This is a genomic window from Pseudarthrobacter sp. Pseusp20, from assembly GCF_059492155.1.
The window spans coordinates 1,111,361-1,137,901 of record NZ_CP168521.1; the positions used below are offsets into that span (position 1 = coordinate 1,111,361).

Genomic DNA, 26,541 nt, shown 5'->3' on the forward strand with positions numbered 1-26,541 from the left:
TCAGCGCTTTTCAGCCGTCCGGAGCACGTAGCCCACGCCGCGCTTGGTCTGGATCAGGGCCGGCGCCTCCGGGTCGATGTCCACTTTCCGCCGAAGGTAGGAAATGTAGGACTCCACGATGGACGCGTCGCCGTTGAAGTTGTACTCCCACACATGGTCCAGGATCTGCGATTTGGACAGCACCCGGTTGGGATTGAGCATGAGGTAGCGCAGCAGCTTGAATTCCGTGGGGGAGAGCTCGATGACAGTGCCCCCGCGCCGCACCTCGTGGGCGTCGTCGTCGAGTTCGAGGTCGTCAACGCGGATCACCGCATCGTCGTCCAGCAGGGGCTGCGTCCGGCGCAGGACGGCGCGGATCCGGGCCACCACTTCGTCGAGGCTGAAGGGCTTGGTGACATAGTCGTCACCGCCCACGGTGAGGCCGGTGACCTTGTCCTCGGTGTCGTCCTTCGCGGTCAGGAAGAGGACCGGGAAGTGCTTCCCGGCGGCACGGAGCCGGCGGGTCACGGTGAAGCCGTCCATGTCAGGCAGCATGACGTCCAGCACGGCCAGGTCAGGGGCGTGCGTGTCGGCCGCGGCGAGGGCATCGCGCCCGTTGGCAGCGGAGACCACTTCAAAGCCGGCGAACCGCAATGACGTGGAGAGGAGCTCGCGGATGTTGGGTTCATCGTCGACGACGAGCAGCCTGGCTTCTGGACCGTTCTTGTTCATGTTCCCATCATGCTCCCAGTCTCTGGGAGTTGTCTGGATATTCGTTGTGAGCATGATGAAGGCCCGCTTGGGCTTACCAGTCCATTGTTCCCGGCTCGCCTTTGAAGGGACCCACCACGCGGCTGGTGATCCAGCCGCCGTAGAAGCGGCCCGGCTGCGCCTGCACCCGTTCCCCGTCAACTTCGCAGAAATCCATCCTCCCGGCGTAGACGGCCACCCGCCCGGCGAGCGCCTCAAACCCGGACGCCGGCTCGGGGTAGGACCAGGCAGCGCCGTCCGCCTCCTTACCCCCGCCGCGCACCGTCAGGTAATTGGCCGCGCCCTTGAACTCGCAGAAGCTGCTGCCGGCAGCAGGCTCCAGCGCGCCGGAGACGAATGCTGACTGCCGGACGTAGTACACCGGTGGATGGCTGGTCTCAAGAACGCGCAGCGAGTCGGTGGTGTCAAGGATCACCTCGCCTCCAAGGACGATGCGTATGCGTTCCGTGCTGGGTTCGATCCGCGGCGGCCGGGGATAGTCCCAGACCGACTCCTGCCCGGGCCCGGGCACGACGGGAATGATTCGTGGACTCATGCTTCCAGTGTGCGTCGCAGACCGCTGTTACGCACCAGGGAACCCAATTCACGGCAAGAACGTTCCGCGTCCGGCATCTTCCCCCGCCCTGCGGCCGGGAATACAGTGATGCTTGCCGGGCGGTCAAGCCCGGCACCAGCGTTCCAACGGATCACCGGCTGCCGCCTCGTCCCGTCCCTGGTGGTCCCGCGCCAACAACGGTAGTAACCCGATAGTTCCTGGCCCATCGAAGGGGATAGACCATCATGACTGACCTGAGTGCTTCTGAAAACGCAGCTGTAAACGAACGCAGCATCCGGGATTGGGCAGACCTTGCCGAGGAGATGTGGTCCTATCTCACCGGCAAGGGTGCTGCGATCAACTACCAGTTCGTCGATATGACCATTGAAGTTCCACGCGACATCGGCCCGGACGCGCCGCGCGCCACATGGAAGCTCAACGGCAGCCTGCGCGTCACCACCAGCGACAGGGATGCCGCCGGGTCGGACGCGAACCGCGGCTGACGGACATGCCCCAGTACCGTCTGGACGTTGATCTGGACTTCTCCTACACGGACGAGTCCGGTGCCGTCACCTCGGGCAGCGCCAGGGCCGCCGGCACCGAGGTAACAGTGTCCCTGGAAGGCCTGGCGCCGTTGACCGGCGGCGGGCTGCCCTCCCTGGAGGAGATCAAACCGCTGGCGGAGCTGCTGGCCCGCAAGGGGGTGAGCATCACCGTGGCCGGCCCCGGCGGAAACATCCTCAGCCTGGGCAACGTGGCCAGCCCTGCCTCCCAGCGGCTGGTCACGCGTTCCCCCCACATCAAGCTCGGCAAACTCGGCTCCCTGCTGCCGTTGGTCCGCCAGGGCAGGCGGAGGCCCAAAGGAATGCGGCTGCTGCCGCCGTCGACTCCCTTGCCGCTGGTGCCCACTGTCCAGCGGAAGATCACCCGCCGCATCACCACCACCCACTACGCCAGGGGCGGTGGCCGGCCGCGGCTGATCTTTGTCCAGGACGCCGCCACCTGGACCGGGCAGATTCCGCGGGAGGTGGCCCTCACGGCAGACGTTACAACGATAGGGAGCGGCGCAGGCGCGGACGTCCGGCTCGAGGGCCTGGCGGAGCTGCACGCCGAAATCAGGCACGACGGGCAGGATGAATACGTCCTGGTACCGAACGGTCCCGTCAGCGGCAGCGTCTCCCGGACGGGACCATCCGTCCTGCGGACCGGGGCAAGGATCCAGATGGGGCAATGGTGCCTGGCCTTCTTCCGGGAGGAATTTGCGGACCACGGCCGTCCCTACGGCGGCCGCAGCGGCGGGGAACTGGCCTACGAACGCCCGCAGTTCGATCCCAGAACGGGCACCATGGAGCGCGACAGTTCCGAGGGCGTGAAGTGAACGGCGTGCACGCTGCGGGTCAGTCCGCGGCGTGCACGTCCTTGGCGTCCATGATCCGGTAGGCATACCCCTGCTCGGCCAGGAACCGTTGGCGCCTGGCAGCGAACTCCTGGTCCAGGGTGTCCCGTGCCACGAGTGAGTAGAAGCGGGCCGCCCTGCCGTCCTTCTTGGGCCGCAGCAGCCGGCCCAGCCTTTGCGCCTCCTCCTGCCGCGAGCCGAAGGAGCCTGAGACCTGGATGGCCACCGAGGCCTCCGGCAGGTCGATGGAGAAGTTGGCCACCTTGGACACCACAAGGGTCTGCAGCTCCCCGGCGCGGAACGCGTCAAAGAGCTTCTGCCGTACCTTGACGGAGGTATCGCCCTTGATCACCGGTGCCTGCAGCCGCTCGCCCAGATCGTCCAGCTGGTCAATGTACTGGCCTATCACCAGCAGCTGCTCGCCGGCGTGCAGCGCCACCAGCTGCTCCACCACCTGTGTCTTGGATTCGGAGGTGGCGCACAGCCGGTATTTGTCCGCGTCGTCGGCCATGGCGTAGGCCACGCGTTCGTCCTTTGGCAGGTCGACGCGGACCTCCACGCAGTCGGCCGGCGCGATGTAGCCCTGGGACTCGATGTCCTTCCAGGGTGCGTCATACCGCTTGGGTCCGATCAGGCTGAACACCTCGCCCTCGCGCCCGTCCTCCCGGACCAGGGTGGCGGTCAGCCCAAGGCGGCGGCGGGCCTGCAGGTCGGCCGTCATCCTGAAGATCGGTGCGGGCAGGAGATGGACCTCGTCGTAGATGATGAGTCCCCAGTCGTGGCCGTCCACCAGTTCCAGGTGGGGGTAGATGCCGCCGCGCTTGGTGGTGAGCACCTGGTAGGTGGCGATGGTCACCGGCCGGACCTCTTTCAGGGCGCCGGAGTATTCGCCCACTTCCTCCTCTGTAAGGGAGGTGCGCCTGAGCAGTTCGTCCTTCCACTGCCGGGCTGCCACGGTGTTGGTGACCAGGATCAGTGTGGTGGTGGAACCGGTGGCCATGGCCGCGGCCCCCACCAGGGTTTTGCCGGCGCCGCAGGGCAGCACCACCACCCCGCTGCCGCCCGCCCAGAAGTTTTCGCTGGCCAGGCGCTGGTAGGGCCGCAGTTTCCACCCGTCCTCGTTGAGGGAGATCAGGTGCGGCGTGCCGTCCACGTAACCGGCCAGGTCCTCCGCCGGCCAGCCGAGTTTCAGCAGCAGCTGCTTGAGCTGCCCACGCTGGGAGGCATGCACCACCACCGTCTCGCCATCGATCCTTGGACCCAGCAGCGGTGCGATCTTTTTGGCCCGGATCACTTCCTCCAGCACGGGGTAGTCATCGGTCCGCATGACCAGTCCGTGGCGCGGGTCCTTTTCGAGGCGGAGGCGTCCATACCGGGACATGGTCTCCTCGACGTCGATCAGCAGCGAATGCGGAACCGGGAAACGCGAGTACTTCAGCAGCGCATCCAGCACCTTCTCCGCATCCAGCCCGGCGGCCCGGGCGTTCCACAGCCCCAACGGGGTCAGACGGTAGCTGTGCATGTGCTCGGGCGCCCGCTCCAGTTCGGCGAACGGCGCAATGGCGTGCCGGGCCTCGGTGGCCAGCTCATGGTCCACCTCGAGGAGGATGGTTTTATCGCTTTGGACGATCAGGGGTCCGTCGGTCACGCGGGGAATCCTTTACTGGCGCAGTTCCTCTGCGGCCTCAATGTCGATGATGCGATGGACGGACAGGACCCGCTCGGTGTCCTTGGCAGGATCGAACACGCGGACCCGGCCCCCGCTCACAGAAAGCGGAACAACAATTTCCAGGCTTGCATTCCCCAGATTGTCCACCACGTTCATGTGGATCCGCTGCTTCAGCCGGATGGCCCGTTGCAGTGCCTCAAGCCCCAGCTGGGTTGCTGCCTCGCCGCCGGCGGCGGTACCGGGGTGGTGTCCGACGGCGGGGCCCGGCCGCCGCAGGACGTCCAGCTGGGCGTCAACCTCCTCCGCCGCGGGCGCCATCCGCGGGGCGGTGTAGACGGGACGCAGGCTTTCCTGCGGTACGGAAGACCGGCGGACGTGGGCGGCGGGTTCGACGCCGTCCACAGAAGGGGACAGGCCCAGGCTCCGAAGTGCGGCGGCGAGTTCGCGGGGCGGTGCCGACGACGTGAGGACCGTGGGGGAAAGGCGGGCCAGGCCGAGCTGCGCCGCTTTGGGCCCCGCCAGCAACTCGCGGAGTGCGGCTTCATCATCGCTCTGGACAAAGCTTGCGGCCTGGCCCACCCGGAGCTGGCCGTGCCGGGAGGCCGTGTCCTCCACCAGGTACTCCAGCGGCTGCGGGACAGCGGTGGCGGAGTGTTCCCGGAGAAACGCCAGCAGGCCTGCGGCGTCGTAGCCCTCATCGAGTGCCCGTTTGATGGACGTCGCCGAGAAGCGGTAGATGGTGGCCGGGCCCTGCCCCTCGGCGTCCGCCATGACCAGGAGCTTTTCGGTCAGGGCGGGAGCGAGGTAGCCGGGCGCAACGGCGGTCAGGTCTGCCTGCAACAGCACATGGTTCAGGGCTGCCGGCAGGTGCTCGCCAAGGATGGCAAGGGCAGCATCGGGCTGGTCTTCGGCGAACGCGCTTCCGAGTTGGCTCAGCGCACCTGAGCCCACCAGGCCCAGCATCTCCGCCTCGGCGAGGACTCCCCGGATGAGGGAACTGAACCGCCGGGCCATCCGCGGCTGGGACCATTCCGCACGCTGCAGGACCGCGGCGGCATCCAGCACGGGCACGGTGCCGTCCGGTCCTGCAGCTTCGACCGTGAGTTCGTGCAGGATCTCCAGGATGCGCTTGCGGACCACCGGGGCGTCAGGCCGCTGCGCACCGGCGGACAACGCCGGGATGGTGGCTCCTGACGGTCCCCGGGATGGTGCTGCCGCTGCCGTGTTCATGGGCTGGCCCACCATCGACGGCACGCGCTCGCTGGCCAGCCAGGCGTTGACCAGCCACAGCCATTGTTCCTGCCTCGGCAGTACCAGCCATTCCAGCTGCGGCGGCTGCACCCATGAGGACGAGTCGACGTCGAGGCGGATCAGGCCCGCCAGGCCGCACAGCTCCAGCAGCCGGCCCGTCACGCCCTGGTCGACGCGCAGCTGGTCGGACAGGCGGCGCATCTCGCGTATCCCCACGCCTCCGCTGCGCAGCGTGGCCAGCGGGTTCTCCCTGACGGCATGCAGCAGTTCGGAGACCAGCCGCAGGGTTTCCGAGATGGCGCTGAGCGCTGCATTCCTGCGCAGCGCCGCGGTGGTCCGGCCAAGCTCCGGGACCGGCGGGGACAGGGTGAAGTCGTCGATGATCGCCCCGCCGCGCAGGGCCAGCCCCACGCTGTGCGGCAACTCCACGTGGGCGGCATCCAGCGGAACCAGCAGCCCGCGCGCAAGGAGCCAGTCCACGGGCCCGACGTCGGCACCCTCCGTGGTGACCGACGCTTTCCGTTGCGCCTGGGGAACGGCACCCATGGCCCAGTTGCGGAACCTGGCGAGCAACGCCGTCGTCCGTTCCGGGGCGTTGGCGAGGATGTCCCGCAGTGCCTCGGGGGAGGAGGTCCAGTGCTGGAGCGCCAGCGCCGCCTCCATGGGCGTGCTGGCATCGTGGATCGCGAATCCACCGCGGTGCAGTTCGGAGACCAGCTGGACAACCCGCTGGGCGAAGGCCGGCTGCAGGCGGACCAGCTCCGTGTAGCTGCGGCCCAGCCCGGCGGGATAGATTCCCACCACATCCTTGAGGGAGCCGACAGGGAGGTAGTAGTGGTGCCCGGAAGCCTGGGCAGGGGCGCCATGCGGGGGGACCGCAGGATGCGCCAAAGCGAGTTCCTGCAGGGTGTCCATGATCTGTTCAATGACGGCCAGGGATGAACCCCGGATCAACTGGTGCAGGCCGTCCGCCGAGGCGCTGTGCCCGGTGTCCGTGTTGGTGCACAGATGGAGGGTCTCAAGCACCTGCATCTGTGGCCGGGTGAGGCGCTCCAGCGCACGCTGGACGCTGACCCGTGAACTGGCACGCGCCGCAAGCGCGGCGAAGTCCGGAACAGAAGGGGAAATGAGGTCCGGCCGCGCGGCGAACAACACGCGCAACGAGTCGTCGCTGCGCGCCTCCAGGTCCTTGCCGAGCGCTCGAATGAGGGACATCAGTCCAACGTTACCGCGGCTCCCGCTTCCCCGCCCGCCGCCGGGCGGCAACGCCGTCCAGGACCACCAGGAGCATCAGGATGAAGGCCGCCGGCAGGCCGTAAAGGGCCGAGTAGGTGACCCAGGCGGGGGCGACCGTGTCGGCGAAGGCAAGCGCCATCACAGTTCCCACAGCAATGAGGGAAAGCACGGCCATAACAGCGGCGAGGACCATCAGCGGCCGCCGGTAACGCAAGGGAGTCATGGACGTAACGCTACAGCGGCAGCAGCGCCGCAAGTGAAAGCACCGGGAGCTTGCGCCCGGGGCGGAACGGGGCGGCCGGAAGCGTGATTAGGGCACGCGGCAGGATAACCTTGAAGGATACAGACCAACACGGTTTGCGCTGGCCATACCTTGAACCCGCACAACAATGCGGACGCGGTGGCAGCCGGCCGTGTCTCATGACAGCAGAACGAAGAAGGTTGATTACGTGCCTACCGGCAAGGTCAAGTGGTATGACAAGGACAAGGGCTTTGGGTTCCTCGCGGGCGAAGACGGCCAGGAGGTCTTCCTGCCCAAGTCGTCGCTGCCCGAGGGCGTGACGGAACTGAAAGCGGGCACCCGGGTGGAGTTCGGGGTTGCGGACGGCCGCAAGGGCGCCCAGGCCCTGGGCTTGCGGGTGCTGGACAAGACCCCGTCCATCGCCAAGGCCAAGCGCCCCAGCGCGAAGGACCTCGCCCCGCTGGTTCAGGACCTGGTGACCGTCCTGGACAACCTGTCCGGAACCTTGTCCAAGGGCAAGTACCCGGACGGCAACAAGGGCAAGGCCATTGCTGCCGCCCTGCGTAAGGTTGCCGACGAGCTGGACGTTTAGGCTGCCCATGGACCCCCAACCTGATCAGCCGGGCACGCCAGTGCAGGAGCAGGCTGCCAAGACCCAGCCCAAGCGCAAGGCAGGCGTGCCCGTGTGGCGCACGGGCAAGCCCGATGCTTTCCTGGCCGCGGCGGTGGACACCGCCCGGGCTGCAGTGGAGGGCATCACCCCGGCCGGCACCATCGGGCCGCACCTGGCAGCCAAGAGCGAGGGCGACCGGCTGGTCACGCACCTGTTCGAATCCCGGCTGCCCGGCTATGTGGGCTGGCAGTGGTATGCGGTACTGACCCGTAACTCGCGCTCCAAGGTGGTCACGGTCAACGAGTTGGGCCTGCTGCCGTCCGGGGACTCCGTCCTGGCCCCGGAGTGGGTGCCGTGGGCCGAACGCGTCCGTCCCGAGGACGAACAGCAGCAGGAGCCGGAACAGCAGGAACCGGAACAGCAGGAGCCCGGGCAGGGGACCCCGGATGGGCTTCGGGCAGCGGAGCGGGAACCCGGGGATGAAGGGCCGGCCGACGACGGCGCGGAGCCTGACGCCGAAACAAGGACTTCCTGACCACAAACAAACGGCGCCGTCCGGGGGAAACCCGGGCGGCGCCGTCGTGCTTTAACTGTGGTTACTTGCGCAGCTCGGGTTACTTGCGCAGCTCGCCCACCACGTAGTCGATGCTGGCCAGCAGGGCGGAGACGTCGCTGGGCTCGATGGCCACGAAGGTGGCGATGCGCAGCTGGTTGCGGCCCAGCTTCCGGTAAGGCTCGGTGTCCACGATGCCGTTGGCGCGCAGGACCTTGGCCACGGTGGCGGCATCAATCGATTCGTCGAAGTCGATCGTGGCGATCACGTTGGAGCGTTCCTCGGGCTTGGCCACGAACGGGGTGGCGAAGCCGGACGCTTCCGCCCAGCTGTAGATGCGGCCGGCTGAATCGGCCGTCCGTGCAGCCGCGAAGTCCAGGCCGCCGTTGGAGTTCAGCCACTGGACCTGGGCATTCAGCGTCACCAGCGTGGACAGCGACGGGGTGTTGTAGGTCTGGTTCAGGCGGGAGTTATCGATGGCGGTCTGCAGGTCCAGGAAATCCGGGATCCAGCGGCCGCTGGCCTTGATGCGCGCGGCGCGTTCCAGCGCTGCGGGGGAGAACAGGCCAAGCCAGAGGCCGCCGTCGGAGGCAAAGTTCTTCTGCGGGGCGAAGTAGTAGACATCGCTCTCGGCAACGTCCACGTCCAATCCGCCGGCCGCCGACGTGGCGTCCACGAGGACCAGTGATCCCTCGTCGGCTCCGGCTACCCGCTTGACGGGGGCGGCGACGCCGGTGGAGGTCTCGTTCTGCGGCCAGGCGTAGACGTCCACGCCGGCCTCGGCCTTGGCTGCGGGCCGGGTGCCGGGCTCGGACTTGATGATGGAGGAGGCTTCCAGGAAGGGCGCCTTGTTGGTGGCGGCGGCGAACTTGGACCCGAACTCACCGAAGGACAGGTGCTGGGCCTTCTTCTCCACGAGGCCGAAGCTCGCGATGTCCCAGAAAGCCGTGGAGCCGCCGACGCCGAGGACCACCTCGTAGCCCTCCGGGGCGCGGAAGAACTGGCTCAGCCCTTCACGGACCGCTCCGACCAGGTTCTTGACCGGGGCCTGCCGGTGCGATGTGCCAAGGATCGTCTTGGAAGCTGCTGCCAGCGCGTCGATCTGCTCCTGCCGGACCTTTGACGGGCCGGCTCCGAACCGCCCGTCCTGGGGCAGGAGGTCGGCGGGGATCGTGATGCTGGTGTCGCTCACAGGTGCTCCAATTCGGCGGGGACAAAAGTTTGGTCCGGAAGGGCGGGCGGTCGGTGGCCGGCAGCGCCGGTGGCTGCGCTGCGGGCCATTCCCATTCTGCCTGAACCGCCGCCGGGGGCGGGAGCCAGGCCCGTCATAGTCCGGACAGTGAGACGTGCCGTCCCCGCGCAGCCCCTCGGGGCGCGGCTATTCGGACAAAGTCAAAATAGGCTAAGCTTTCCCCCGGACTACTTTGCGCGAAGAGGCGATACGGTGGGACAACGCAAGGTACTGCGCTCGAGGAGCTGAGCTGGATGACGGATCTGATCGACACTACGGAGATGTACCTCAGGACCATTCTGGAGCTTGAGGAAGAAAACATCGTTGCCCTTCGGGCCCGTATCGCCGAGCGTCTGCGCCACTCCGGTCCCACCGTTTCCCAGACCATCGGCCGCATGGAGCGGGACGGGCTGGTGGTCGTGTCCGGCGACCGGCACCTGGAACTCACGGACACGGGCCGCAAGCGCGCCACGGAGGTCATGCGCAAGCACCGGCTGGCCGAACGCCTGCTGGCAGACGTCATTGGCCTGGACTGGGCCTACGTCCACGACGAAGCCTGCCGCTGGGAACATGTCATGAGCGAGCGCGTTGAGCGCCGCATCTACGAGATGCTGGACCACCCCACCGAGTCGCCGTACGGCAACCCCATCCCTGGCCTTGCGGCGCTGGGCGGCCAGGCGGGGCCCGGCTTTGCCGACGGCGCCATCAGCCTGGTGGAAGCGATGAAGAATTACGGGCCCGCCTCCGGAGTGACCATCAGCCGCCTGGCAGAGCCGATCCAGGTGGAACCGGAACTGCTGGCGCAGCTGGACGAGGGCGGTATCCGGCCGGGTGCCGCCGTGGCGCTGGAACGCGTGGGCGAATACATCTCCGTGCGGGTCCCCGGAATCGAAGGCGCATTGGAGCTGCCGCCCGAGGTTGCCGCCCACGTCTTCGTGGCCATCAGCCAGCCCTGATCGGGGCGCCCATACCCCACGGAGGGGCAACCACGCAAAGGTAACGGAATTGTTACCTAGGGTCTTAAGCCCCTATAGTGGAACCAAGCGTTGATACATAAGCGTTACCTGATCCGGAGCCGAGCTCTGCCAGCGGGCCAGGTGCACGAGTCGTTACTGGCAGAGGCGGGGGAACCACAAGCGGCAGCGGGGGACTGCCTTGGGGTGAAGTCCGTCAGCAGCAAGCCTCTCCAGTGAAGGATTCTTCCGGGAATACCCCCTGTGCAGAAGCTTGCCTACGGCGGACCGGGTCTTTGATCTCTCTGACCCGAATCCGACAGCTAACTCCGCAGGCTTCTTCCAGAGAGGAACCCTTCTTGACCATGCAGACCTCCCGGGGCCGCCGCCGCGCGGCCGGCCCCCCTTCGGCACCCCGGGTTGCCGAAGTTGTCGCAGCGGAGCGCCCCCGCGACCTGCATCGTGACGCGCGCCGCCGCCGGGGTCCCTTCCGGCAGATGACGGAGTTTGCCGCCGCCAGCGGTATTGGCCAAAAAGCCGGCATTGCCCTTGCCGCCACAGGCCTGGTGCTGACGGTCACGGTGCCCGCCACGAGTCCCGTCATGGCCACGGATGCCGCCGGCAGTGCCCCCATGGCCGCGTCCGCCGTCAGCCCCCAGCCCCAGATCTCGGCCGATGTCGGAGCACAGATCGACTTCAGCCGGTCGGCCGTGGTGACCCAGGCCGACCCGGACGGGAAGCTGAAGCAACTCCTGAGCGCCCAGTCCGCCGGCTCCGTCACGCGTGCCGCTTCGGCCGGCACCCTGGCTGCACCCCTCGCCTCCCTCACCACCGCTTCCCCCTTCGGCTACCGGGTCAGTCCCATCACCGGAGGCTCCGGAGACTTCCACCGGGGCCAGGACTTCGTGGCGCAGTGCGGGACCTCGGTCCTGGCCGCCGCGACAGGTACCGTGACCTTTGCCGGCTGGCACCAGTTCGGTGGCGGAAACCGCGTGGTCATTGACCACGGCAACGGGCTGGAGACCACCTACAACCATCTCTCGTCCTTCAACGTCAAGGTGGGCCAGACCGTCTCCCGCGGGGACGTGGTGGCACTGAGCGGTACCACGGGCGCATCCACCGGCTGCCACCTCCACTTCGAGGTGCAGGTCAATGGCGAAGTTGTCGATCCCATGGGCTGGCTGTAACCAAATGGTTGCCCTCTCTCACATGTCCGCGACGCGCCGTGACCTGAATGTGACATTGAAGCAAAACTGCTGTACCGTCTAACTCGCGTCAACTTTTCCGAAGTTGACGCTCTTGAGTGGATTGCCTAACTCTGCCACCGCTCAAGGTCCGTTCGCATTTCATCGTCTGGCAGGGGCGGGGGAACCAATTTTGGCCTTCATGTTCAGAAGGCCTTGGGGTTAAGTCACAAGCTTCCCAGGAAGCAGCGTGGCCGGGTGACTCCCATCCGAATCCGACAGCTCACCTCGCAGGCATTGGGAGAGGCTACCTTCGTGTCTTCACGCCATCATTCTGCGCGCCACCGTGCGCAAACGGTTCGCACCAACCCCCTGGACGCCATGTCCAAGGCCGTCAGTGCAAATGCCGGGACCGTAGGCCGCCAGGCTGCCGTTGTGGCAGCGGCTTCCGGCCTCATCCTGAGCATGGGCCTGCCCGCCACGGCAGCTGACACCACGGCCGGTGTCTCTGCCTCCACCGAGTCCGGCTCGTCCCAGGCAGCCCTCGCTGTCACGGCCGCACCCACGGCCACGGTGTCCTTCGAGCGTCCGGTCGTCAAGACCACCGCTGCTCCGAAGGTGGAAGCGGTGCGTACCCAGTCCACGGCATCGGCGAACCGCGCCACCACTACAGGCCAGGAGGCGTCTCCGGCCGCCAAGACGGCGGAGACCGTATCCGCTGCGGCAACCTCGGGCATCGCTGCCATCGCCTACACCGGCATCGGCCACTCCTACGTGTGGGGCGGCACCAGCCCGGTCACCGGCTGGGACTGCTCCGGGTTCGTGCAGTGGGTTTACGCCCAGGCCGGAATCAGCATCCCCCGCACCAATGCGTGGAGCATCATGACTCCCACCTCCACCCCGCAGCCGGGTGACCTGGTTGTCCAGAACGGTGGCGCGCACGTCGGCATCTACGTCGGCAACGGCATGATGATCAGCGCACTCAACCCCTCCCAGGGCACGCTGCTCCACTCGCCTGCAGCCACTGGCACCTCCTCGTACTACCACTACGGCAACTAGTTCTTGGGCTTAACGCTCCAAGGGCTATTTCTTTGCCCAAGGCTTTTTCGCTAGAAACCACATCCCCGTTCGGGACGCGCCGACGTACCCCCAAGATGCCGGCGCGTCCAACAACCTTCGCCTGCCTACAAGCGGTTTGAGGGAAAAACGAAAGAGAGAACTGATGACGACTCGTGCCACCGCACGGCATCGCGCCGAGGTCACCAAAACCAACTCGATCGCTGTTATTGCAAAGGCCGTCAGCGACAACGCAGGCGGCATGGGCCGCCAGGCTGCGGTTATCGCTGCCGCCTCCGGCCTGGTCCTGACCAGCGGCATCGCGGCCAACGCTGCCGACGCCAACGTCAAGCGTGATTCCGCTCCGGCGTCCGCACTGGAAGTTGAATCCGCAATCGACGCCCCGATTTCCGCGGCTTCCACCATCGCCATCAGCTACGAGAAGCCCGCTGTCACCACCACGCCGGCTCCCGTCGCCGAGCCTGAGCCCCAGGTCGAGGTGCAGGAAGCTGCTCCTGCCGCCGAGCCCGTTGCGGCTCCCAAGGTCACCGCCAAGGTTGCCACCGCTGCTGCTCCGGCCGCTCCCGCTGCCCAGGCTTCCGCCAGCGGCAAGGGCGCTGCAATCCTCTCGGCCGCCTACGCCCAGCTCGGCGTTATGCAGGACTGCACGATGCTGGTCACCAACTCGCTGGCCGCCGTCGGCATCCACTTCCATGACTGGCCCGCCGGCTACCTGTCCCTGGGCCGCACCGTGAGTGCAGCCGAAGCGCAGCCGGGCGACCTGATCTACTACGCTGACGGCGGCGCGGGCATGGCCCACATTGCTGTCTACGCCGGAAACGGCATGGCAGTCCACGGCGGCTACAACGGAAACCAGACTGTGGTCTTCAGCGCAAACGTGGGTTCCGGCCCCGTGTTCATCCGCGTCAACTAAGCATCCCAAGGCAGGCCTGAACGGCCGCAGGCCTGGCAATGCCCCCAAGGACCCCCGCCATCCCGGCGGGGGTCCTTCGCGCTTAATCGGCCCGCGCCGCCCGCGGCCGACCCTCCCGCGGTGTCCAGCCGTTGTCCTGCTCCAGGGTGGCGATTACCCGATTCTGCACTTCTTTGTTTACTCTTGTGATGTCGATCCATAGCCCGGACATGCCGAGGGCAGCCGGCCCTCGTGCCCCTGACGGGTGCGGCCGTGAAGAGGTAAGTGCATGCGCACTCTCGTTCTGAATGCTGGATATGAACCGCTGGCGGTTATTACTTTCCGCCGGGCGCTGGTGCTTGTGCTCACAGGCAAGGCAAGTGTGGTGGCCGAAGGTGACGACCCCGTGGTGGGCCCTACTGACATTCTGGGCCGCCCGTCCGTGATCCTCCTCAACCGCTACATCCGGCCCCGGTACAACCACTCCACGGCCGTCAGCCGCAGGGGCGTACTCCGGCGCGACGGGCATAAATGCGCCTACTGCGGGAAAGCGGCGCACACCATTGACCATGTTCACCCCAAGTCCCGGGGCGGGGCCGATTCGTGGGAGAACCTGGTGGCCGCCTGCCTGCGCTGCAACAACGTCAAGGGCGACCACACTCCAGCCGAGATGGGATGGACCCTGCGGTTCGTGCCCGAACCGCCGCACGGAACCATCTGGCAGATCAAGGAACTGGAGAAGCCCACGCCGGCCTGGGACCCCTTCCTGCTTCCGGAACGCGCTGCCTGACACCCCGCGCTGCCTGAGTTGCCGTGATGCTCCGGTGCGCCGGACGTTCTGACCCGCAGTGCGGCCCCTACGCTGCCGGTCGCTAGGCTGGGGGAGTGGAAGTGAACGGGCTTGCCTTTGATGCCGTGATCCTGGCCGGGGGGAGGTCATCGCGGCTGGGCGGCGTACCCAAGCAGTCGCTCGTCTTCCAAGGCCAATCCCTCCTCGAACGCGCTGTCGCTGCCGCCGCGGGGGCCCGGCATGTGGCAGTTGTGGGCGAGATGGCTTCCCTGCCAATCTGGCCTCCCAACCTGCTGAGCTGCAGGGAGCAGCCGCACTTCGCGGGCCCGGCGGCAGCCATAGCGGCCGGGCTGGATGCGCTGGCGGACATCGGCGAGGGTGCGCCCTACCTCCTGGTGCTGGCCTGCGACATGCCGCTGGCATCCCAAGCGGTGGCAGCGCTTCAGGAAGCTTTGCAGATGTCCACGGCGGCGGACCCGGCAAATGTCATGGCTGCCGAAGGCGACCGCCCACAGCCACTGGTGGGTTTTTACCGCACGCCTGAGTTAACAAAGGCGTGCAGGGACCTCGCTGCTCGCGGGGCGCTGGTCAACGGCTCTGTCAGGTCGCTCCTTGCTAATCTGGACGTGCAGCTTGTCACAGTCCCTGCAGGGTCCACCTCTGATGTGGATACCTGGGATGACGCTGCCGCGCTGGGGATTGCCGCCGGGAACCAGAGCGAACGCCAGGACCGGCAGACGGGCGGAGCAAACGTGGGAGGCAATACGTGAAGAGCCAGGACGAAACACTGGAAGAGTGGTGCAGGGCACTTCTCCAGGCGTACAAGCTTGAGGACGTCCAGGTGGACGTCAACGCGGTGCTGGCGCTTGCGGGCGTCGCCGCCCATGCTGTGGTCCGGCCAGCCGCTCCGCTCACCACTTTCATCGCCGGGTTCGCTGCGGGCCTGGCTGCGGCTCCCGGCAGGGAGATGGACGCTGAATCAATGGATGCGGCCCTGGCCGTTGCCCGCACACTGGCAAAGGACTACGAGGCCGAGGCTGCCGCCGGGACTCCCGGCGAATGACCGCGGAACCCCAAAGCGATCCGGAAGCGCCACCTGGCAGCGAAGCGGAAGGGCCGGCCGGCATAGCTGGACCCGGACCCACTGGATCCGGACCCACTGAACCCGGACCCACTGAACCCGGAACCACTGACTCCGGCGCAGTCCAAGCCGGGACGGCGGAAGCAGGGCATGCGGGCCAGCACCATGCTGCCCACACGTGGGAAGAGGCCCGGCAGGCGGCGTTCGACGCCGCAACCCCCATTCCTCCCGGACCAGTGGCACTGCGTATCGCGTTGGACCGCAAACTGGACCAGGACATTGTGGCCCTCCAGGACATGCCCCACTATGCGTCCTCGGCCATGGACGGCTGGGTAGTCAACGGAAGCGGCCCCTGGATCCCGGTGGAACCCGGCACCCGGCTGGCACCGCACCAGGCCAGCCCCATCGCCACCGGCGGCCTGATCCCTGCAGGCGGCAAGGCAGTGCTTCGCACCGAGAGCGCAGTCCTTGGCCAGGACGATGAAGGACTCCCACTCCTGATGACCGGAGGCAAGGCCCGCCCGGGCGAGCCCCGCGCGGGAGAGCACATCAGGAAAGCCGGGGAGGAAGCCCTGGAAGGGGACATCCTGGTCAAGGCGGGGGTGGAGCTCAATCCCGCCCACCTGGCACTTGCCGCGCTGGCAGGCTACGACGATGTGCAGGTCCAGGGAAAGCCCGTGGTGCGCCTGGTCCTGACCGGGTCCGAAGTGGTGGAACACGGCACGCCGGCCCCGGGCCAGGTGCGCGACACCTTCGGCCCGCAGCTGCCGGATGTCGTCGCCATGCTGGGCGGCATACCCGTCGGGCAGCAGCGGATCGGCGACTCCTATGACGAATGGCTTGCGGCGCTCGAGGACGTGCTGCCGGAGGTGCCGGACGCGCCGGACCTGCCGGCCGACGTCGTCATTACTACCGGTGGCACCGGGCGCTCGGGAACGGACCACCTCCGCAGGGCAGTGACCGAACTCGGCGGCCGGCTCATCATCGATGGCGTGGCCATGCGGCCCGGCCACCCCGCCGTGCTCGCCGAACTGCCCGACGGACGCTTCGTTTTGGGGCTTCCCGGCAACCCGCTCGCGGCCATGATGGCCCTTTCCACTGTGGGGGCCCCGCTGCTGGCCGCACTGGGGCACCGTCCCATGCCGGCGGTGGAGGAGGTGCCGTGCGGGACCATGATCGAGCCGGACCCCGGGCGTACCCGGCTGATGCCGTTCCGGCTGCTGTACGGCATGGCGTCCCCGGCGCAGCATACGGGGCCAGGGATGATGCGCGGGCTCGCCGCCGCGGACGGTGTGCTGGTAGTGCCACCGCACGGCGTGCAGCTCGGCGAGCCGGTGCCCGCGTTCGCCCTGCCATGGGGGCCGCCAATACCTCCTACCCAGGACGGCCCGGCCAAAGCCAAGCCAAGAAGCGCCGCACGGACAGGCCAGCCCAAGGGTAAGCCGGCACCCAGCGGACCCGTGGACTGGAGCGCCCTCCTGGGCTGAGGCGGCCCCTGTTGGTGCCATGATGGAGTAATGAACAAGCAGGGTGGAACATGGGACGCGTAACCCAGCGCCGCAAGGTGCACAAGTATGTCCTGGACGGTTCGCCGGGAGCCCTGGAGTACCCGGTCCGCCACCGCGAAGACGTCCTCGCCGTCGAGGAACCGCTGGAGATCCGGCTGGGAAAGCTTTCCTATTCGGTCACCATGCGAACCCCGGGGGACGACTTTGACCTGGTGGCTGGATTCCTGGTGTCCGAGGGGGTCATATGGGCCCCCGAACAGCTGGTTTCGCTGCGATTCTGTGCCGGCGAGGACGAGAACGGTGTCCAGACATTCAACGTGGTGGAGGCCCAGCTGCGGCCGGATGTGCCAGTTCCCGACACCGGCCGCAACGTCTACACGTCCAGCTCCTGCGGCATCTGTGGAACGGACTCCATCGAAGCTGTCCAAAAGTCCTCCCACTTCAGCCCCCGGACGGACCCGTTGACTGTGGACGCGGAAGTCCTGGCCGCCCTGCCGGGGATGCTGCGGAAGTCCCAGCGTGTCTTCGAGGACACCGGCGGCGTGCACGCGGCAGGCCTGTTCAGGATCGATGACGACGGCGAGCCGCAGCTCCTGTGCCTGCGTGAGGACGTGGGACGCCACAATGCCGTGGACAAGGTGGTGGGCTGGGCACTGCGCGAGGGCCTCCTGCCTCTTACCGGAACCGTCCTCCAAGTATCTGGCAGGGCGTCCTTCGAGCTGGTCCAGAAAGCATCCCTTGCGGGCATTCCCGTCCTGGCTGCCGTGAGTGCCCCTTCCAGTCTTGCCGTGGAACTGGCCGAGGCGAACGGCTTGACGCTGGCGGGTTTCAGCCGGCACACCAGTTTTAACGTCTACGCCGGGGTCTCGCGGATCCTGCGCCCTGCACCAGCCGTGCCCAGTGGCTAGGGGGTCAATGCAAGGCTGGGACGTGCCTGCCCCGGGCAGGGGGTTGGATGCAATGCTGCCGGAGGGTAGATTTGTCCATCGAATGGACGCGATGATCCAGCCCCGAGCCTAAAGAGGACTTATTTTGCATGACGACCGCAGGATCACGGAAGTCCGCTTGGCCAGGTTTGTGCGCGAGCGCATCGCCCCTGCCGTCTACAGCCGGACGGTCCCGCTTGCCCTGAGCAGTTGGGAGGCCCCCGGTGAACCGGTCCCCGCGCTCGAAGCGATGCGGCAGGAGTTCCAGCCGCAGGAGCACGGCGCCGCCTGGGGCCGGCCGTGGGGGACCACCTGGCTCCGGCTGCAAGGGGAGGTGCCGGAATCCTGGGGCGGCGGCCCGGAAACCACCGTGGAGGTGGTGGTGGATCTTGGGTTCACCACCGAAGCGCCCGGGTTTCAGTGCGAGGGCATCGCCTGGCGGCCTGACGGGACCATCATCAAGGCCATCTCACCCCGCAACCAGTACATTCCCCTGAAGCTGCTGGGCGGCGGCATGGCCGTGGACTTCTACGTGGAGGCGGCCGCGAACCCGGACATGGCGCAAGGCTGGACCTTTGCCGCCACCCCGCTGGGAGACAAGGCGACCGCCGGGGGAGCACCCCAGTACCGGCTGGGCAACATCGCCATCGCTGAACTCAACCAGTGCGTGTGGGAACTCCAGCAGGACGTGTGGACGCTGGCCGGCCTCATGGAACAACTCCCCCTGGAGCTTCCCCGCCGCCATGAGATCCTCCGGGCCTTCGAGCGCATGATGGACGTGATGGACCCTGACGATGTCGCCGGGACCGCGCCGGCAGGACGGCAGGAGCTCGCCGAAGTCCTTGGCCGCCCCGCCTACGCATCCGCGCATCAGCTGGTTGCCACGGGCCATGCCCACATCGACTCGGCCTGGCTCTGGCCGGTCCGTGAAACCATCCGTAAATGCGCCCGGACGTTCTCCAACGTGGTGGCACTCATGGATGAAGACCCGAATTTTGTCTTCTCCTGTTCGTCCGCGCAGCAGCTGGCATGGATCAAGGAGCTGTACCCGGAGCTGTACAGCCGGATCCGGGAAAAGGTCCGGGCAGGCCAGTTTGTGCCCGTCGGCGGCATGTGGGTGGAATCGGATACCAACATGCCCGGCGGCGAAGCCATGGCGCGGCAGTTCGTGGAGGGCAAGGGCTTCTTCCTGGCGGAGTTCGGCATTGAGTGCAGGGAGGCGTGGCTCCCGGACTCGTTTGGATACAGTGCCGCCCTGCCCCAGATCGTGAAAGCCGCGGGCAGCCGCTGGTTCCTTACCCAAAAGATCTCCTGGAACCAGACAAACAGGATGCCGCACCACACCTTTAATTGGGAGGGAATCGACGGCACCCGGCTGTTCACCCACTTTCCGCCGGTGGACAGCTACAACTCGGACCTCAGCGGCAGGGACCTTGCCCACGCCGAGCGCAACTACCGGGACCACGGCCGCGGGACGGTGTCGTTGGTGCCCTTCGGCTATGGCGACGGCGGCGGCGGACCCACCCGCGAAATGCTTGCGGCGGCTGCCCGAACCGCGAATCTGGAGGGATCACCCAGGGTCAGGATCGGCTCAGCGGAGAGTTTCTTCCGGCAGGCCGAGGAAGACTACCCGGCACTGCCTGTCTGGGTGGGCGAAATGTACCTGGAGTTGCACCGCGGCACGTACACCAGCCAGGCGCGGACCAAGAAGGGCAACCGGCGCAGCGAGCACCTGCTGCGTGAGGCGGAACTGTGGTGTTCCACGGCTGCAGTCCGGTCGGCCGGCGCATACGACTATCCGGATGCCGAGCTCAAGCGGCTCTGGCAACTGGTACTGCTGCAGCAGTTCCACGACATCCTTCCCGGCAGCTCCATTGCCTGGGTCCACCAGGACGCCGAGCGTAACTACCAGGCCATCGAAACGGCGCTTGAAGCAATCATCAGCCAGGCAGCTGCCGCCATGCTGGGCTCCGGGGACCGGCAGTTCCTGCTTAACGCTGCGCCGCACGCAAGGAATGGAGTGCCCGCCCTTGCGGCAGCGGAACCGACGCCGCTCCCTGGGCCGGTGCTCGCCACGCCACACCACGGCGGCTACATCCTGGACAACGGGATTATCCGGGTCGAGGTGGACGCCGATGGACTCCTCGCGTCCCTGCGTGACTACGCCACCGGACGAGAGGCCATCGCCCCTGGCCAGCGCGGCAACCTGCTGGAACTGCACCGCGACACCCCCAACGAATGGGACGCCTGGGACATCGACGAGTTCTACCGCCGCAATGTCACTCCGCTGGTCCACGCGGAGTCGGTCCGGCTGGCCAATGAAGACGGCAGCGCCGTGGTGGTGGTGGAACGGCTGGCAGGGAGCTCGCCGCTGACCCAGCGCATCACATTGGCCCCCGGCAGCCCGTCACTGGAAATCACCACGGCCGTGGACTGGCAGGAGCGCGAAAAGCTGCTGAAACTCGGCTTTGCCCTCGACGTGCGGGCAGACCGGTCAGCTGCCGAAACACAGTTCGGCCACGTCTTCAGGCCCACCCACACCAACACCTCCTGGGAAGCCGCGAAGTTCGAAATCTGTGCCCACCGGTGGATCCACGTGGGGGAGCCCGGCTACGGTGTGGCGGTGGCCAACTCCTCCACATACGGCCACGACGTGGGCAGAAGCATCAGGGAATCCGACGGCGGAACCACCACTACGGTGCGCCTGTCCCTGCTGCGGGCTCCTAAGTTCCCCGACCCCGACGCCGACCGCGGACACCAGGAGTTGAGGGTGACCGTCCGCCCAGGTGCTGACATTGCGGCCGCCGTCCAGGAAGGGTACCGCACCAACCTGGCGCCCCGGCTGGTCAGCGGCGGCACCGCGGTGGAGCCGCTCTTCTCCGTCAGCAATCCGGCCCTGGTCATTGAAGCGGTGAAGCTGGCCCAGGACGGATCGGGCGATGTGGTGGTCCGGCTCTATGAGTCGTTGGGGCAGCGGTCCGTGGGAACTCTCACAGCCAACTTCCCTGTCAATGGCGTGGTGCCGACGGATCTCCTGGAGCGTGCCGCCGAGGCGCCCGGAATTGTTCCGGCAGATACCGGTGCCGAGCTCGCGCTCCGGCCGTTCCAGTTGGTGACATTGAGGTTTACCAGGAAATAGGATCAGTGTCCCTTAGGGGCCAGGGTCCTTAAATAGGCTGAGTGGGGGCGGTCCCCAACGATCCGCCACCACTCATCCCCCCAATGCGTGCAAAGGCCCCCGGGGCGGCCGGCGCTTTGGAATTTATCCCCGTTCGAAAACGCTTGGCAGCCCCGCCTTCACACATTCATGATTGTTTCACATTCTAATGATTTTGTGAAAGCGCACGAAGGTTACATTTCGGTAGATGTCCTCCGGCGTGCCGCGCCGCGCGCATTGACCATTTTGGCGACCCAGATTAATGCCAGCCCGACGACGAAGCACAGCACGGCCGTGTAGTTAATAAGGAACTCTATCTGGCCAAGGGTGGGCGGGATAAGAGGGAAAGACAAACTCAGGCCCGTGGCTACGGCGCCAAGACCCAGCAGCCCCGCGGCAACCCGGACCAGGGCGGGAAGCCGGCCGAAGACTGCACGCACCATTGCCGGCAGCAAAGCCAACGTGATGTAGGCGGGGTAAGCCCGGCCGGCGGCCCCGTAATACTCCAGTAAGGCAGAGTTCCAGGGATCCGTACCCACAACCCCTGTCAGCCCGGCCGACGACCCGCTGGTGCCCATCATGAAGAACAGCGTCACCATGACAACGGAAATGACCGCAAGGACCGAAACCCCGGCCCTTCCGGTTATGAGCCTGTACGCATCCCTTGCACCGAAGCCCCTGGAAACGCGGATACCCATGAAGAAGATGGCGCCGAAAATGACGAAGCGCAGCAACAGGTTGGCCAGGTTGATCCCGCCCAGCGCCTGGTCGATGACGATGTACGGCCCCTGGATGCTCAACAGGATGGCCAGGGTCATCAAGGCAAAGATGCCGAAAAGGGAGCGGTTTTCTCCTCTGAGTGTGCTGGGGACGCGGGCCACCGCAATAAGGGCGCAAATGGCCAGCGTGCTCCATTGAAGGGTTTCGATCATCCCAGGTTCTCCCAAATTTTTTCTGTCTGCGCTTGGTCCTGCTCCTGGCGGCGCAGTACTTTGCCCATTGCCTGAAGCCGGTCTCCAGCAAGGGCTGTGAGTTCTCCGTCGGTGAGGCTGTCCAGCGCCGCCTGCCGGGCACCGGGAGGCCAGCCGGCCTCCTCCTCCGTAATGATTCCCGTGGCCACCAGTCCGCCGGCGGGTCCCACTCCGGCCGCCAATGCCGTCGCTAAGGCGAGCTCCGGGGACAGCCGGTTGGCGGTCAACTGGGCGGAATAGTTTTGCGGCGCCACTCCCGTGGAGGCGGACACGCGGTGCCGGACCTCGCCGTCGTCTATGGCATCGACCCAGTTCTTCACGGAGGTGGCGTGCGGGGCAGGAGTGAGGGCGGGAGAGGCTGCTCCCCGGGCCGCGTCCATTGCGGGGCGGGCCAGGAGCGCCCGCAGGAGGTCCGGCGTGGAAATCTGGCTGACCAGCTCGCTGCGGGTGGGTGGACGCGGCGGGCTTCCCAGGGCGCTGTAGGCGTCAAACCCGGACAGTGAGTCGACGGGGTTGATGTTGTACGCGCGGCTGATGCTGACCACCGTGCTCACGGAGACTTTGCCCCGGACCAGCTGCTGGGCCAGCGTGGTCCGCTTGATTCCGGAGACCCTGCAGACGTCTGCAGTGCTGGCATCTGGCGCGATGCCTTGCAGCCAGCGCTGGAACGCCTTGGCAGGAAGGGTCATGGAGTGCTCTCTGCAGAACGGGTGGTGAGGACGATTTTACCGTGCCGTCCCCGCCCCGGCCGTGCCGCCGATTTTGCCCATGGTCCACCTTCGCCTATAGTTGATGGTCGAGCCCGCTGGTCCGTACACCCCCCAAGTCCGGACCAGCGGGTTCTTCTATGTCCTGCAGCCCCAGCGGCGCCGCGGCCCGGTTTTCGCCGCCTCTGCCGGCCGTCGGCGGCTGTCCGGGCAGCGGCGAAAGGACGATTCGATGACTGCAACCCTTGTTGCGAAAGACATCTCCGGTGGCCACGGCCACCGGGTGCTCTTTTCCGGGCTCTCGCTGACGGTTGCCCCCGGCGACGTGGTGGGCGTGGTGGGTGCCAACGGTGCCGGTAAATCGACGCTGCTGCGCCTCCTGGCCGGTGTCGACCAGCCCCAGCAGGGCTCGGTCAACCTTGCGCCGTCCGATGCCTTCGTTGGATGGCTCCCTCAGGAGCACGAGCGCATTGCCGGCGAAACAGTGGCGGCCTACATTGCCCGCCGCACCGGCTGCGCGGAGGCGACCGCCGACATGGAGTCCACCGCGGAAGCACTCGGTTCCGGCGCTCCGGGGGCGGATGACGCCTACGCCCGTGCCTTTGACCGCTGGATGGCCTCCGGCGCCGCTGACCTGGACGACCGCGTCCCGGCGGTGCTGGCAGACCTCGGACTGGACGCCGGCGCCGATGCGCTGATGACGGGTCTTTCGGGCGGCCAGGCCGCCCGGGTGGCCCTGGCGGCCCTCCTGCTGAGCCGCTTCGATGTGGTGCTCCTGGACGAGCCCACCAACGACCTCGACCTCGCGGGGCTGGCCACCTTGGAGAACTTCGTAACGGGGCTGCGCGGCGGCGTGGTGCTGGTCAGCCATGACCGCGAGTTCCTGGCGCGCTGTGTGACCCGCGTCGTCGAACTTGACCTGGCACAGAACAGTGTGGCTGTCTACGACGGCGGCTACGACGCCTTCCTCGAGGAGCGCGCGGTGATGCGGCGGCACGCCCGCGAGAAGTACGAGGAGTTTGCCGCCACCAAGGCAGACCTGGTCTCGCGGGCACGGACGCAGCGGGAATGGAGTTCGCAGGGCGTTCGCAATGCCATGAAGAAGAACCCCGACAACGACAAGATCCGGCGCGCCGCCAGTACTGAATCCTCTGAAAAGCAGGCCCAGAAGGTCCGGCAGATGGAATCCCGGATCGCCCGTCTGGACGCGGTGGAGGAGCCCCGGAAGGAATGGCAGCTCCAGTTCAGCATCGGCCAGGCACCGCGCTCCAGCGCCGTCGTCGCCACCTTGCGCAAGGCCGTGGCACGCCAGGGCGACTTCACGCTGGGACCGGTCAGCCTCCAGCTCAACGGCGGCGAGCGCGTGGGCATCACCGGCCCCAACGGCGCCGGCAAATCCACCCTCCTGCGCCTGCTGCTGGGCACCCAGGCGCCGGACGACGGCGATGCCTCCATGGGTGCCTCCGTCGCCGTCGGCGAAATAGACCAGGCCCGCGGGCTGCTGGACGGCGCCCTGCCGCTGGGCGACGCTGTCGAAGCGGTGCTGGCGGACTGGAACAGTGCCGACGTTCGCACGCTCCTGGCCAAGTTCGGCCTCAAGGCGGACCACACGTCGAGGACCGTGGATTCCCTGTCACCGGGTGAGCGGACGCGGGCGGCCCTGGCGCTGCTCCAGGCCCGCGGCGTGAACCTGCTGGTGCTGGACGAACCGACCAACCACCTCGACCTGCCGGCCATAGAACAGCTGGAAGAGGCCCTTGAAAGCTACGACGGAGCGCTGCTGCTGGTCACCCACGACCGCCGCCTGCTGGAAAACGTTCGACTCGACTACCGGTGGCACCTGGAAAACGGCACGGTCCAGGAACTCCACCACACTGCAACCCAGGAGAAACAGCCATGAGCATGGACCGCGTAGCCTGGAGTTCGCTCTACAACATCAGCACCGCTAAGAGCGCTTCGAAGCCTTTTTCCAAGGAGACCCTGAAGCGGGTGCTGGCCTTTGCCGCCCCTCACAAGGGCAAGCTCATCGCCTTTGTGCTCTCCTCCATTGCGGCTGCCTTCCTGGCCGTCGCCACCCCGGTGCTTGCCGGCAAGGTGGTTGACGCCATCATCGCCAAGACCGGCGTTGACACGGTCATCTGGCTGGCAGTGCTGATCGCCATCGTGGCCGTCGGTGAGGCCGGGGTGGGGCTCTTGACCCGCTGGCTGTCCTCGACCATCGGCGAAGGCGTCATCGTGGACCTGCGCACGCGGGTGTTCGACCACGTGCAGCGGATGCCCATTGCCTTCTTCACGCGGACCCGCACGGGCGCGCTGGTCAGCCGCCTCAACAACGATGTCATCGGAGCCCAGTCCGCCTTCGCCGGAACCCTTTCCGGGGTGGTGAGCAACTCGGTGGCGCTGGCCCTGACGCTGGCCGTGATGCTCAATACGTCGTGGCTGGTGACCGTCCTTGCCATGGTGCTGCTGCCGATCTTCCTGATTCCGGCCCGGCGCATGGGCTCCAAGCTGGCTGACCTGCGCCGGGAAGCTGCCGCTCACAACGCCGCCATGGGCACCCAAATGACCGAGCGGTTCTCGGCGCCGGGCGCAACCCTGGTCAAATTGTTCGGACGTCCTGACGAGGAATCCCGCGAATTCGCCGCCCGCGCGGGCCGCGTCCGGGACATCGGCGTCCGCATGGCGATGCTGCAGTTCACCTTCGTCACGGCCCTGACCCTGGTGTCCGCGCTTGCCCTGGCACTGGTGTATGGCCTGGGCGGCTGGCTTGCCCTGGGCGGCCAGCTGGCACCCGGGGATGTGGTGGTGCTGGCACTGCTGCTGACCCGGCTCTACGCTCCGCTCACGGCCCTGTCCAACGCCCGGGTGGAAGTCATGAGCGCCCTGGTCAGCTTTGAACGCGTCTTCGAGATCCTGGACCTGCAGCCGCTGATCCAGCAGAAGCCGGACGCGAAGCCCGTTCCTGCCGGCCCCGTGTCCGTCGAATTCGACAACGTCCGCTTCGCCTACCCGTCCGCGGACAAGGTCTCGCTGGCCTCGCTGGAGGAAGTCTCCACCCTGGACACCCGCGGCGGCGAGGAAGTGCTGCACGGCGTGAGCTTCCGGGTGGAACCGGGCCAGACGGTGGCGCTGGTGGGTTCCTCCGGCGCCGGCAAGTCCACCATCGCCCAGCTGCTGTCGCGGTTGTACGACGTCGACTCCGGCGCAGTGCGTCTCGGCGGCACTGCGCGGGGCACGGGGCTGGACGTGCGGGACGCCACCTTTGATTCGCTGCGGGACACCCTGGGCATGGTGACCCAGGACGGCCACCTGTTCCATGAAACCATCGCGTCCAACCTTCGGCTGGCCAAGCCCGACGCAACCGAAGAGGACATGTGGGACGTGCTGCGGCAGGCACGGCTGGAGACGATGATCAGGTCCCTGCCGGACGGGCTGGAAACGGTGGTGGGGGAGCGCGGCTACCGGCTTTCCGGCGGCGAACGCCAGCGGCTGACCATTGCCCGGCTCCTGATCGCGCAGCCCCGCGTCGTCATCCTCGACGAGGCCACCGCTGCCCTGGACTCCACGAATGAAGCCGCCGTGCAGGCAGCCCTGGGCGCCGCACTCGAGGGGCGGACCGCCGTCGTGATTGCCCACCGGCTGTCCACCGTCCGCGCGGCCGACGCCATCCTGGTGGTCGAGGGCGGCCAAATTGTGGAACGCGGAACCCACACGGAGCTCCTGGCCGCCGGCGGCCGCTACGCCGAGCTCTACCGGACGCAGTTCGCGGAGGCCACCGCCGTGGCCCAGGAGTCCGTCCCCGAGTTTTAGGGTTGATCAG

At 67.0% G+C, this 26,541-nt stretch carries 24 protein-coding genes and 2 riboswitches; of the genes, 16 read left to right on the plus strand and 8 right to left on the minus strand.

What is annotated here, in order from left to right; genetic code table 11:
* The gene (locus tag ACEN9K_RS05295; protein WP_018769540.1) at positions 1-711 is read right to left on the minus strand and encodes a response regulator transcription factor; all 711 of its coding nucleotides are present in this window, start codon (positions 709-711) and stop codon (positions 1-3) included.
* Positions 712-784: 73 nt separating this feature from the next.
* Entirely contained in the window at positions 785-1,285 is a 501-nt protein-coding gene (locus ACEN9K_RS05300) for a DUF427 domain-containing protein (protein ID WP_026265813.1), read from the minus strand.
* Between the two features lie 245 nt (positions 1,286-1,530).
* On the opposite strand from ACEN9K_RS05300, the gene ACEN9K_RS05305 reads away from it, so the two are divergent.
* The gene (locus ACEN9K_RS05305; protein ID WP_134165648.1) at positions 1,531-1,788 is read left to right on the plus strand and encodes a hypothetical protein; all 258 of its coding nucleotides are present in this window, start codon (positions 1,531-1,533) and stop codon (positions 1,786-1,788) included.
* A gap of 5 nt (positions 1,789-1,793) precedes the next feature.
* Positions 1,794-2,663, plus strand: a complete 870-nt coding sequence (locus ACEN9K_RS05310) for an FHA domain-containing protein (protein WP_495635314.1) — start codon at positions 1,794-1,796, stop codon at positions 2,661-2,663.
* Positions 2,664-2,682: 19 nt separating this feature from the next.
* On the opposite strand, the gene ACEN9K_RS05315 is transcribed toward ACEN9K_RS05310, so the two are convergent.
* Genes ACEN9K_RS05315 through ACEN9K_RS05325 form a run of 3 tightly spaced genes read right to left on the minus strand, consistent with a single transcriptional unit; the run spans position 2,683 to position 7,060 of the window.
* The gene (locus ACEN9K_RS05315; RefSeq protein ID WP_134165646.1) at positions 2,683-4,329 is read right to left on the minus strand and encodes a DNA repair helicase XPB; all 1,647 of its coding nucleotides are present in this window, start codon (positions 4,327-4,329) and stop codon (positions 2,683-2,685) included.
* Positions 4,330-4,341: 12 nt separating this feature from the next.
* The gene (locus ACEN9K_RS05320; RefSeq protein ID WP_495635315.1) at positions 4,342-6,816 is read right to left on the minus strand and encodes a helicase-associated domain-containing protein; all 2,475 of its coding nucleotides are present in this window, start codon (positions 6,814-6,816) and stop codon (positions 4,342-4,344) included.
* A 10-nt stretch (positions 6,817-6,826) separates the two neighbouring features.
* The gene (locus ACEN9K_RS05325) at positions 6,827-7,060 is read right to left on the minus strand and encodes a hypothetical protein (protein WP_056389147.1); all 234 of its coding nucleotides are present in this window, start codon (positions 7,058-7,060) and stop codon (positions 6,827-6,829) included.
* Between the two features lie 226 nt (positions 7,061-7,286).
* Between ACEN9K_RS05325 and ACEN9K_RS05330 the strand changes: the two genes are divergently transcribed.
* Together ACEN9K_RS05330 and ACEN9K_RS05335 are read left to right on the plus strand one after the other, a co-directional pair.
* Positions 7,287-7,670 (plus strand): cold-shock protein, encoded by a 384-nt coding sequence (locus ACEN9K_RS05330; protein ID WP_018762148.1) that lies wholly within the window; start codon positions 7,287-7,289, stop codon positions 7,668-7,670.
* 7 nt (positions 7,671-7,677) lie between these two features.
* Positions 7,678-8,226, plus strand: coding sequence for a DUF3027 domain-containing protein (locus tag ACEN9K_RS05335; protein ID WP_144601287.1), 549 nt, complete (start codon positions 7,678-7,680; stop codon positions 8,224-8,226).
* Between the two features lie 79 nt (positions 8,227-8,305).
* On the opposite strand, the gene serC is transcribed toward ACEN9K_RS05335, so the two are convergent.
* Positions 8,306-9,436: a phosphoserine transaminase gene (gene serC, locus ACEN9K_RS05340; protein ID WP_056389141.1), complete on the minus strand. Its 1,131-nt coding sequence runs from the start codon at positions 9,434-9,436 to the stop codon at positions 8,306-8,308.
* A gap of 293 nt (positions 9,437-9,729) precedes the next feature.
* On the opposite strand from serC, the gene ACEN9K_RS05345 reads away from it, so the two are divergent.
* The 10 genes from ACEN9K_RS05345 (at position 9,730) to ACEN9K_RS05390 (ending at position 21,025) form a co-directional block, all read left to right on the plus strand.
* Complete coding sequence (locus ACEN9K_RS05345; protein WP_018769550.1) at positions 9,730-10,431, plus strand: iron-dependent transcriptional repressor DtxR; 702 nt, start codon at positions 9,730-9,732, stop codon at positions 10,429-10,431.
* A 125-nt stretch (positions 10,432-10,556) separates the two neighbouring features.
* A riboswitch (cyclic di-AMP (ydaO/yuaA leader) is annotated at positions 10,557-10,781 on the plus strand.
* Between the two features lie 12 nt (positions 10,782-10,793).
* Positions 10,794-11,615: a M23 family metallopeptidase gene (locus ACEN9K_RS05350; protein ID WP_134165667.1), complete on the plus strand. Its 822-nt coding sequence runs from the start codon at positions 10,794-10,796 to the stop codon at positions 11,613-11,615.
* Between the two features lie 128 nt (positions 11,616-11,743).
* Positions 11,744-11,923, plus strand: a riboswitch (cyclic di-AMP (ydaO/yuaA leader).
* A 70-nt stretch (positions 11,924-11,993) separates the two neighbouring features.
* Positions 11,994-12,671, plus strand: a complete 678-nt coding sequence (locus ACEN9K_RS05355; protein WP_018769552.1) for a C40 family peptidase — start codon at positions 11,994-11,996, stop codon at positions 12,669-12,671.
* Between the two features lie 163 nt (positions 12,672-12,834).
* The gene (locus ACEN9K_RS05360; protein ID WP_018769553.1) at positions 12,835-13,602 is read left to right on the plus strand and encodes an NlpC/P60 family protein; all 768 of its coding nucleotides are present in this window, start codon (positions 12,835-12,837) and stop codon (positions 13,600-13,602) included.
* A gap of 268 nt (positions 13,603-13,870) precedes the next feature.
* On the plus strand, positions 13,871-14,371 hold the full coding sequence (locus ACEN9K_RS05365) for an HNH endonuclease (RefSeq protein WP_018769554.1): 501 nt from the start codon (positions 13,871-13,873) through the stop codon (positions 14,369-14,371).
* Positions 14,372-14,466: 95 nt separating this feature from the next.
* Positions 14,467-15,141: a molybdenum cofactor guanylyltransferase gene (mobA, locus tag ACEN9K_RS05370; RefSeq protein ID WP_488315047.1), complete on the plus strand. Its 675-nt coding sequence runs from the start codon at positions 14,467-14,469 to the stop codon at positions 15,139-15,141.
* On the plus strand, positions 15,138-15,434 hold the full coding sequence (locus ACEN9K_RS05375) for a DUF6457 domain-containing protein (RefSeq protein WP_056331155.1): 297 nt from the start codon (positions 15,138-15,140) through the stop codon (positions 15,432-15,434). Before mobA ends, ACEN9K_RS05375 begins: the two co-directional genes overlap by 4 nt.
* Positions 15,431-16,939 (plus strand): molybdopterin molybdotransferase MoeA, encoded by a 1,509-nt coding sequence (locus tag ACEN9K_RS05380; RefSeq protein WP_495635316.1) that lies wholly within the window; start codon positions 15,431-15,433, stop codon positions 16,937-16,939. Before ACEN9K_RS05375 ends, ACEN9K_RS05380 begins: the two co-directional genes overlap by 4 nt.
* A gap of 50 nt (positions 16,940-16,989) precedes the next feature.
* On the plus strand, positions 16,990-17,868 hold the full coding sequence (fdhD, locus tag ACEN9K_RS05385; RefSeq protein ID WP_495635317.1) for a formate dehydrogenase accessory sulfurtransferase FdhD: 879 nt from the start codon (positions 16,990-16,992) through the stop codon (positions 17,866-17,868).
* Between the two features lie 124 nt (positions 17,869-17,992).
* Positions 17,993-21,025, plus strand: coding sequence for an alpha-mannosidase (locus ACEN9K_RS05390; RefSeq protein WP_495635318.1), 3,033 nt, complete (start codon positions 17,993-17,995; stop codon positions 21,023-21,025).
* A gap of 212 nt (positions 21,026-21,237) precedes the next feature.
* On the opposite strand, the gene ACEN9K_RS05395 is transcribed toward ACEN9K_RS05390, so the two are convergent.
* Positions 21,238-21,975 (minus strand): hypothetical protein, encoded by a 738-nt coding sequence (locus ACEN9K_RS05395; RefSeq protein WP_223993896.1) that lies wholly within the window; start codon positions 21,973-21,975, stop codon positions 21,238-21,240.
* Positions 21,972-22,703 carry a hypothetical protein gene (locus tag ACEN9K_RS05400; RefSeq protein WP_223993898.1) on the minus strand — a complete coding sequence of 244 codons (732 nt, stop codon included), beginning with the start codon at positions 22,701-22,703 and terminating at the stop codon, positions 21,972-21,974. The genes ACEN9K_RS05395 and ACEN9K_RS05400 overlap by 4 nt, the downstream gene beginning before the upstream one ends.
* A 250-nt stretch (positions 22,704-22,953) precedes the next feature.
* Here ACEN9K_RS05400 and ACEN9K_RS05405 point away from each other — a divergent pair, with 250 nt between their 5' ends.
* Complete coding sequence (locus ACEN9K_RS05405) at positions 22,954-24,621, plus strand: ABC-F family ATP-binding cassette domain-containing protein (protein WP_223993900.1); 1,668 nt, start codon at positions 22,954-22,956, stop codon at positions 24,619-24,621.
* Entirely contained in the window at positions 24,618-26,531 is a 1,914-nt protein-coding gene (locus tag ACEN9K_RS05410; RefSeq protein ID WP_018769563.1) for an ABC transporter ATP-binding protein, read from the plus strand. The genes ACEN9K_RS05405 and ACEN9K_RS05410 overlap by 4 nt, the downstream gene beginning before the upstream one ends.
* Positions 26,532-26,541 lie beyond the last annotated feature (10 nt).